This is a genomic window from Aestuariivivens insulae, assembly GCF_022662195.1.
Classification (GTDB): domain Bacteria; phylum Bacteroidota; class Bacteroidia; order Flavobacteriales; family Flavobacteriaceae; genus Aestuariivivens; species Aestuariivivens insulae.
In genome coordinates this window covers 1-3369 of the sequence record NZ_JAKMCS010000028.1, presented here as the reverse complement: position 1 = coordinate 3369, position 3369 = coordinate 1, and the positions used below count along the sequence as shown (strand labels likewise).

General features: G+C 50.7%; 1 tRNA gene and 2 rRNA genes. All 3 read left to right on the top strand.

The window, feature by feature from the left end:
- Positions 1-2: 2 nt before the first annotated feature.
- The 3 genes from MR062_RS17580 (at position 3) to rrf (ending at position 3304) form a co-directional block, all read left to right on the top strand.
- A tRNA-Ala gene (locus MR062_RS17580) sits at positions 3-76 on the top strand.
- 143 nt (positions 77-219) lie between these two features.
- Positions 220-3070, top strand: a 23S ribosomal RNA gene (locus tag MR062_RS17575).
- Between the two features lie 126 nt (positions 3071-3196).
- Positions 3197-3304: ribosomal RNA gene (rrf, locus tag MR062_RS17570) — 5S ribosomal RNA — on the top strand.
- Positions 3305-3369 lie beyond the last annotated feature (65 nt).

The following is a 3369-nucleotide window of genomic DNA, read 5'->3' as shown; positions in this document are numbered from 1 at the left end:
ACGGGGGATTAGCTCAGCTGGCTAGAGCGCTTGCCTTGCACGCAAGAGGTCATCGGTTCGACTCCGATATTCTCCACGATCCCGAGAGGGGAAACGTTCATTGACATATTGGAAAAAGATACATGAAATAATAATTCGGGCTATTGTACCACGCGAGCGGTACGATAGACCATATCGATTGGAAATCAATTGATAGAACTCATAAAAAAGCAAAAAGTACAATAAGCTAAATAAGGGCGTATGGGGAATGCCTAGGCTCTCAGAGGCGAAGAAGGACGTGATAAGCTGCGAAAAGCCGCGGGGATCGGCACACACGAATTGATCCGCGGATATCCGAATGGGGCAACCCAGCATGTTGAAGACATGTTATGCTGACTTAACGTCAGTAGGCGAACCCGGGGAACTGAAACATCTAAGTACCCGGAGGAAGAGAAAACAAAAGTGATTCCGTTAGTAGTGGCGAGCGAACGCGGATTAGCCCAAACCGGCATTGTTACGGCAATGCCGGGGTTGTAGGACTGCAACATTTGAGTCGCAATGAACCGGAACCGTTTGGAAAGACGGGCCATAGCGGGTGATAGCCCCGTACGGGCAAAGAGCGATGAGATAGCAGTATCCTGAGTAGCGCGGGGCACGTGAAACCCTGTGTGAATCTGCCGGGACCATCCGGTAAGGCTAAATACTCCTGAGAGACCGATAGTGAACCAGTACCGTGAGGGAAAGGTGAAAAGAACCCTGAATAAGGGAGTGAAATAGAACCTGAAACCATACGCTTACAAGCGGTCGGAGCCTCGCCATTGGCGGGTGACGGCGTGCCTTTTGCATAATGAGCCTACGAGTTACCGTTGCTAGCAAGGTTAAGCACTTCAGGTGCGGATCCGTAGCGAAAGCGAGTCTGAACAGGGCGCTATAGTTAGTAGTGGTAGACGCGAAACCGTGTGATCTACCCATGGGCAGGTTGAAGCTCTGGTAACACAGAGTGGAGGACCGAACCGGTTGACGTTGAAAAGTCTTCGGATGACCTGTGGGTAGGGGTGAAAGGCCAATCAAACTCGGAAATAGCTCGTACTCCCCGAAATGCATTTAGGTGCAGCGTTGATCAAGTTTTATAGAGGTAGAGCTACTGATTGGATGCGGGGGCTTCACCGCCTACCAATTCCTGACAAACTCCGAATGCTATAAAATGCTGTTCAGCAGTGAGGGCATGGGTGCTAAGGTCCATGTCCGAGAGGGAAAGAACCCAGACCATCAGCTAAGGTCCCCAAATGTATGCTAAGTTGAAAAAACGCGGTTGGACTGCTTAGACAGCTAGGATGTTGGCTTGGAAGCAGCCATTCATTTAAAGAGTGCGTAACAGCTCACTAGTCGAGCGGTCCGGCATGGATAATAATCGGGCATAAGCATACTACCGAAGCTATGGATTCTGACGTTTATCGTCAGACTGGTAGGGGAGCATTGTAGTGTCGTCGAAGGTGTACTGCGAGGTATGCTGGAGAAGCTACAAAAGAAAATGTAGGCATAAGTAACGATAATGCGGGCGAGAAACCCGCACTCCGAAAGACCAAGGTTTCCTCAGCTATGCTAATCAGCTGAGGGTTAGTCGGGGCCTAACGCGAACCCGAAAGGGGTAGTGGATGGACAACGGGTTAATATTCCCGTACCCGCTCCCGCTAAAAGTGACGGAGGCGTATATTTGGTGCGTGCTGACGGAATAGCACGTTGAAGCCAGTGGCAACACGGCGATAGTACACTAAGGCTCCGGCTGCGGTGATAATCCAGAGAAGCGACTTCCAAGAAAAGCGAGGGAAGCGGCCCGTACCCCAAACCGACACAGGTGGTTGGGATGAGAATTCTAAGGAGCTCGAGAGATTCATGGCTAAGGAACTAGGCAAAATAGACCCGTAACTTCGGGAGAAGGGTCGCCCTGACGGTAACGTCAGGGCCGCAGTGAAAAGGTCCAGGCGACTGTTTATCAAAAACACAGGGCTATGCTAAATCGAAAGATGACGTATATGGCCTGACACCTGCCCGGTGCTGGAAGGTTAAGTGGAGTTGTTAGCTTCGGCGAAGCAATGAAATGAAGCCCCAGTAAACGGCGGCCGTAACTATAACGGTCCTAAGGTAGCGAAATTCCTTGTCGGGTAAGTTCCGACCTGCACGAATGGTGCAACGATCTGGACACTGTCTCGGCCATGAGCTCGGTGAAATTGTAGTATCGGTGAAGATGCCGATTACCCGCTGTGGGACGAAAAGACCCCGTGCACCTTTACTATAGCTTAGTATTGGTTTTGGATAAGTAATGTGTAGGATAGGTGGGAGACTTCGAAGCGGCGTCGCCAGGCGTCGTGGAGTCATTGTTGAAATACCACCCTTTGCTTATCTAGAGTCTAACCCCGCCTTCGGCGAGGGACAGTGCTTGGTGGGTAGTTTGACTGGGGTGGTCGCCTCCAAAAGAGTAACGGAGGCTTCTAAAGGTACCCTCAGCACGCTTGGTAACCGTGCGTAGAGTGCAATGGCATAAGGGTGCTTGACTGAGAGACCTACAAGTCGATCAGGTTGGAAACAAGAGCATAGTGATCCGGTGGTTCCGCATGGAAGGGCCATCGCTCAAAGGATAAAAGGTACGCCGGGGATAACAGGCTGATCTCCCCCAAGAGCTCACATCGACGGGGGGGTTTGGCACCTCGATGTCGGCTCGTCACATCCTGGGGCTGGAGAAGGTCCCAAGGGTTGGGCTGTTCGCCCATTAAAGTGGCACGCGAGCTGGGTTCAGAACGTCGTGAGACAGTTCGGTCTCTATCTACAGTGGGCGTTAGAAATTTGAGTGGATCTGACTCTAGTACGAGAGGACCGAGTTGGACGAACCTCTGGTGTACCTGTTGTCGCGCCAGCGGCATGGCAGGGTAGCTATGTTCGGAAGGGATAAGCGCTGAAAGCATATAAGCGCGAAACCCACCACAAGATGAGATTTCTTTAAAGGGTCGTGGGAGATGACCACGTTGATAGGCTACAGGTGTAAAGGCGGTAACGTCACAGCCGAGTAGTACTAATAACCCGTAGGCTTATTGTACGCCTGTTTTTTTTTGCTTCGAGAGCCTCAGCGACCGAAGCGCGATGAGTACGATTATAAAATGTCATGTAACTTGTTCCAGTATGTCAACAATATTAGTGCCAGCAAACATGTTGGCCAAAGATTTAAGGTGGTTATAGCGACGGGGCTCACCTCTTACCATTCCGAACAGAGAAGTTAAGCCCGTTAGCGCCGATGGTACTGCATTTGTGGGAGAGTAGGTCGTTGCCTTTTTTGTACTGACCGTAGCGTCAGTATTGTAAAGCCCTTCATTTTTTAATGAAGGGCTTTTTTTGTTT